The organism is Brevundimonas sp., assembly GCF_050729455.1.
GTDB lineage: Bacteria > Pseudomonadota > Alphaproteobacteria > Caulobacterales > Caulobacteraceae > Brevundimonas.
The window spans coordinates 1-4,747 of record NZ_JBOHLI010000100.1; the positions used below are offsets into that span (position 1 = coordinate 1).

5 protein-coding genes and 1 other RNA gene are annotated in these 4,747 nt (G+C 69.3%); 4 read left to right on the top strand and 2 right to left on the bottom strand.

The features are described from left to right. The coding region (locus ACREEF_RS15480; protein WP_431566463.1) for a c-type cytochrome at positions 1-654 on the bottom strand (654 nt) is incomplete at its 3' end. A 143-nt stretch (positions 655-797) separates the two neighbouring features. Here ACREEF_RS15480 and ACREEF_RS15485 point away from each other — a divergent pair. Further along, positions 798-1,520: a 3-deoxy-manno-octulosonate cytidylyltransferase gene (locus ACREEF_RS15485; protein ID WP_431566464.1), complete on the top strand. Its 723-nt coding sequence runs from the start codon at positions 798-800 to the stop codon at positions 1,518-1,520. A 158-nt stretch (positions 1,521-1,678) separates the two neighbouring features. On the opposite strand, the gene nudC is transcribed toward ACREEF_RS15485, so the two are convergent. Continuing rightward, positions 1,679-2,602, bottom strand: coding sequence for an NAD(+) diphosphatase (gene nudC, locus ACREEF_RS15490; RefSeq protein WP_431566465.1), 924 nt, complete (start codon positions 2,600-2,602; stop codon positions 1,679-1,681). Positions 2,603-2,675: 73 nt separating this feature from the next. On the opposite strand from nudC, the gene ffs reads away from it, so the two are divergent. From ffs to ACREEF_RS15505, 3 genes are all read left to right on the top strand, one after another. Further along, an RNA gene (ffs, locus tag ACREEF_RS15495) (signal recognition particle sRNA small type) lies at positions 2,676-2,769 on the top strand. Between the two features lie 196 nt (positions 2,770-2,965). Next, complete coding sequence (locus ACREEF_RS15500) at positions 2,966-3,370, top strand: DUF3597 domain-containing protein (RefSeq protein ID WP_431566466.1); 405 nt, start codon at positions 2,966-2,968, stop codon at positions 3,368-3,370. A gap of 56 nt (positions 3,371-3,426) precedes the next feature. Continuing rightward, on the top strand, positions 3,427-4,747 hold a 1,321-nt coding region (locus tag ACREEF_RS15505), incomplete at its 3' end, for a DNA polymerase III subunit gamma/tau (protein ID WP_431566467.1).

Consider the following 4,747-nt stretch of genomic DNA (forward strand, 5'->3'; position numbering starts at 1 on the left):
GGGCTCGGCCGCGGGCCCGGCGGCAGGAGCGGAGGGGCCGGCGGCCTCGGCCGGAGCGGCCGCCGCGTCGGCCGCCGGAGCCGCAGCCGCGCCGGGCTGGCGAGCCGGGTCCGAGGCCGGGATGGCGAAGCCGCCCGAGCCCTGCGTGCGCAGCCAGGCGATCAGGTTGATGCGGGTCTTCTCGTCGCGGATGCCGGCGAAGGACATCTTGGTGCCCGGGACGTAGCGGCCCGGCGCGGTCAGGAAGGCGTCAATCTGGTCATAGCCCCAGGTCGGCGCCTCGGCCTTGTGCTTGGTCATGGCGTCCGAATAGGCGAAGCCGGCGCGGTGCATGACCGGGCCGCCGAGGACGCCGTTCAGGTTCGGACCGATGCCGTCGGCGCCGCCCGCGTTGGCGGTGTGGCAGGCCTGGCAGCGCGCGAAGGCGGCTTCACCGGCGGCCAGGTCGGCGGTCGGCAGGACCGTGCCCCAGTCGATCGGCAGGGCGGCGGCTTCACCGCCGGCGGCTTCTTCCGGCGCGTCGACGAAGTAGCCCATCTTTTCGGGCTGCTTGGTGTGATACACCATGCCCGAAACCTGCTGGACCACCAGGATGACAAAGGCGGTGCCCAGGCACGCGCCCATAATCTTGTTCCACTTCAGATCGCCGCTCATGCGCGTCGTCGCTTCCCGTCTCTAAAGGCCCAGACCGCGATGCGGCGTTCGGGCGTATCCTTGCGTGGGCGTCTCTTACACGCTAGCGCGGCCTTCGCAACCGGCCCGGACGTCTCCGGGCGTCTCTGGACGTCGTCAAGCTGATGAATCCGCTGATAATGATACCCGCTCGCATGGCGGCGACCCGTTTGCCGAACAAGCCGCTGGCCGATATCGGCGGCAAGCCGATGATCGTGCGGGCCTGGGAGCAGGCCGCCCTGTCCGGTTTTCGCGTCGCCGTGGCGGCGGGCGATGCCGAGATCGTGGCGGCGGTCGAGGCGGCGGGCGGCCTGGCTGTCCTGACCGACCCTGACCTGCCCAGCGGCTCGGACCGCATCCGCGCCGCGGTCGAGGCGGTCGATCCCGAGGGCGCGCACGACGTGGTCATCAATATCCAGGGCGACATGCCCTTCGCCTCGCCTGACCTGGCCCGCGCCTGCGCCGATCTGCTGGCGCGCGAATCGGCCTGCGACATCGCCACCCTGGTGGCCGCCGAGGCCGACGCCTCGGATCGTTCCAATCCCGACGTGGTCAAGGCGGTCCTGGCTCTGCCGGAAGGTGAGACCAGCGGCCGCGCCCTCTACTTCACCCGCTCGACCCTCTACGGCGACGGCCCGATCTGGCGCCATGTCGGCATCTACGGCTATCGCCGCGAGGCCCTGATGCGCTTCTGCGCCGCCCCGCCGTCGCCGCTGGAGACGCGCGAGAAGCTGGAGCAGCTGCGCGCCCTGGAAATGGGCCTGCAGATCTGGGCCTCGGTGATCGACGAAGCCCCGCTGTCGGTGGACAATCCGGCGGATCTGGAAGCGGCCCGGGCGCTGGCCTGATTCCCTGCTTTCTCCCTCCCCTTCATGGGGAGGGTGGCTGACGCGAAGCGGCAGACGGGTGGGGGCGCTTTGCAAATCGAGCGCCGCGTCTGGTTCGCCTCGTCCTCCCCACCCGGTCGCTGCGCGACCACCCTCCCCATGAAGGGGAGGGAGAGGCGTTAAGCCGTCTCCTCCGCCCAGGTCTCCAGCAGCCTTCGCGCGATGGCGAAGGGCGGCGGGGCGTGGATCGTGCCGTGCGTCCCGGCCAGCACCGCCCGCGTCTCGGCGCGGGTCAGCCAGGCCACGGCCTCCAGTTCGGTCTGGTCCGGGGCCGCGTTGTCGCTGGTGACCTCGGCGATCAGGCCGATCATCAGCTGGGCCGGGAACGGCCAGGGCTGGCTGGAGTGATAGGCGACGTCCGAGACGGTCAGCCCGGCCTCCTCCATCACCTCGCGGGCGCAGGCCTCCTCGATGGATTCGCCGGGCTCCATGAAGCCGGCGAGGGCCGACATCCGGCCCTCGGGCCAGATCGCCTGACGCCCCAACAGGCAGCGCGGTTCTGGTCCGCCTTTATAGACCGGCAGCATGATGACGACCGGATCGACGCGCGGGAAATGCTCGACCCCGCAGGCCGGGCAGATGCGCCGCCAGCCGCCCGAGGCCTGATCCGTCGCCTTGCCGCAGGCGGCGCAGAAGCCGTGACGGCGGCGCCAGTCGAACAGGCTCTTGGCCGTGCCGGCGATGGCGACGTCGGTTTCCGGCAGGGCGGCGGCGGCCGCGCGCATCTCGAGGAACTGGCCCAGGCCGCCGGCGGGGCCGGTGGTCGGGTCGATGGAGCTTTCGAATTCCACCGCAAAGACCGGCGCCCCCTTCCATAGGCCAAGGAAGACGTCGCGGTCGGGAACCAGGTCGCGGCCGTGGCCGAGCGCCAGCCAGACCAGCCGCTGCCCGCCCTCATGGTCCTCGACCAGGGGCCGCCCCTCCCACAGCACCATGGCCAGGGCTTCGGGGTTGGCTTCCTGCTCGCCCAGCCAGGCGATGTCGTTGCGAAGGTCGCCGGAGCGGTCGAGCGGATTGCCGGAGAAGGCGTTGCGATGGGGCATGGCGCTTCATACCCCCGACGAGACGACGCGGGGAGGGGTCTTGATTCTCACGCTGCCAACCGTCATATCCCTCCACGGAGATCACGGGCGAAGGCTTCGCCAATCTGGTCAGGGCCGGAAGGCAGCAGCCACAACGAATTCCCCTTCGGGTCGTGGTCTCCACCCTCATCTTTCTTGCGCTATCGTAGATCACGCGGTGATCGACTGCTTGAGCGTTGGCTCGCCGCTCGAGCGCGATTTTCAGACGATTCAGACGAATTGGACTCTGTTTTCGGACAGGGTCGTCCAGCCCGTCGCGCAAGCTTCACGGAACCGGAACGCGGTTCGTTCGCTGAAACGGCTTCACCCTTTCGGAGCGAGCGGATGAGCATTCTCGGGTCTATCCTCGGCGGCATTTTCAAAAAGAAAAAGCCTGAAGTCGTCACCCCGACCTCGGGCCCGGCGCCCACGGTCGCGCCGACGGCCCAGGCGCAGTTCACGCCGGCCCCCGCCGCGGCGGCCGTGGCCGAGGCGCCGGAGGTCGATGTGGCCGGCATCCTCGACTTCATGAACGACCAGCGGGCCCAGAAGCTGAACTGGCGCACCTCCATCGTCGACCTGATGAAGCTGGTCGGGCTGGAAAGTTCGCTGGCCGAGCGCAAGGAACTGGCCGACGAGCTGGGCTACACCGGCGACAAGTCCGACAGCGCCTCGATGAACATCTGGCTGCACAAGCAGGTGATCCAGAAGATCAAGGACAACGGCGGGCGTCTGCCCACCGATCTCTGAGCCCCGTCTCTCGCGAGGGGGTGCGCGACCGCGCCCTCTCGCGCTAAGACAGGATCATGAGCGACGTCGATCCGAGTCTTGATGGCCCTCCGTGGGAGGAGGACGTTCCCGAGCGGGACGAGAACACCGACGACATGTTCGGCGCGCCCGCGGCTGCGCCCGAGCCGGCTGCGGCCCCGGTCGCCGCGCCCGCGACCGCCCCGACCAAGGCCGAACCCTTCGCCGACGAGCCCGCCGACGACGGCGCCTACAAGGTTCTGGCGCGCAAATACCGTCCGCGCACCTTCGAGGACCTGATCGGTCAGGAGGCCATGGTCAGGACCCTGACCAACGCCTTCGCCACGGGCCGTATCGCCCACGCCTTCATGCTGACCGGGGTGCGGGGCGTCGGCAAGACGACGACCGCCCGCCTGCTGGCGCGCGCCCTGAACAACGAAACCGACGTCATCGACAAGCCGTCGCTGGCCCTGACGGCGCACGGCCGTCACGACGCCTCCATCATGGCCGGCCAGCACATGGACGTCATGGAGATGGACGCCGCCTCGCACACCGGCGTCAACGACATCCGCGACATCCTGGAAAGCGTCCGCTACGCCCCGGTCGAGGCCCGCTACAAGGTCTATGTCCTCGACGAGGTCCACATGCTGTCGACGCAGGCGTTCAACGCCCTGCTGAAGACGCTGGAGGAGCCGCCGCCCCACGCCAAATTCATCTTCGCCACCACCGAGATCCGCAAGGTTCCGGTGACCATCCTGTCGCGCTGCCAGCGCTTCGACCTGCGCCGCGTCGAGCCCGAGGTCCTGGTCGGGCATCTGGGCCGCATCGCCGACCGCGAAGGCATGAAGATCGAGCAGGAGGCCCTGGCGCTGATCTCGCGCGCCGCCGAAGGCTCGGTGCGCGACGGCCTGTCGCTGCTGGATCAGGCTCTGGTTCAGGCCGAGAGCGGCGCGACGGTGCAGACCGCCACCGTGCGCGACATGCTGGGCCTGGCCGACCGCACGCAAACTATCGCCCTGTTCGAATCCGTCATGGCCGGGCGCACGGCCGAGGCGCTGGAAAACTTCCGCACCCTTTACGGCTATGGCGCCGATCCGGTGCAGGTGACCAACGACCTGTTGGAGCACTGCCACGCGGCCTCGGTCGCCAAGATGCTGGGCCCGAACGCCACCCGCCTGCCCAACGACCAGGCGCAGAAGCTGACGGCTCTGGGCGCGGCCATCTCGGCCGGTACCCTGTCGCGCACATGGCAGATGCTGCTCAAGGCCCTGGACGAGGTGCGGCGCGCACCCAACCCGGCGGATGCGGTGGAAATGGCTATCGTCCGTCTGGCCTATGCCGCCGACCTGCCGGGACCGGAAGAGGCGCTGAAGGCCATCC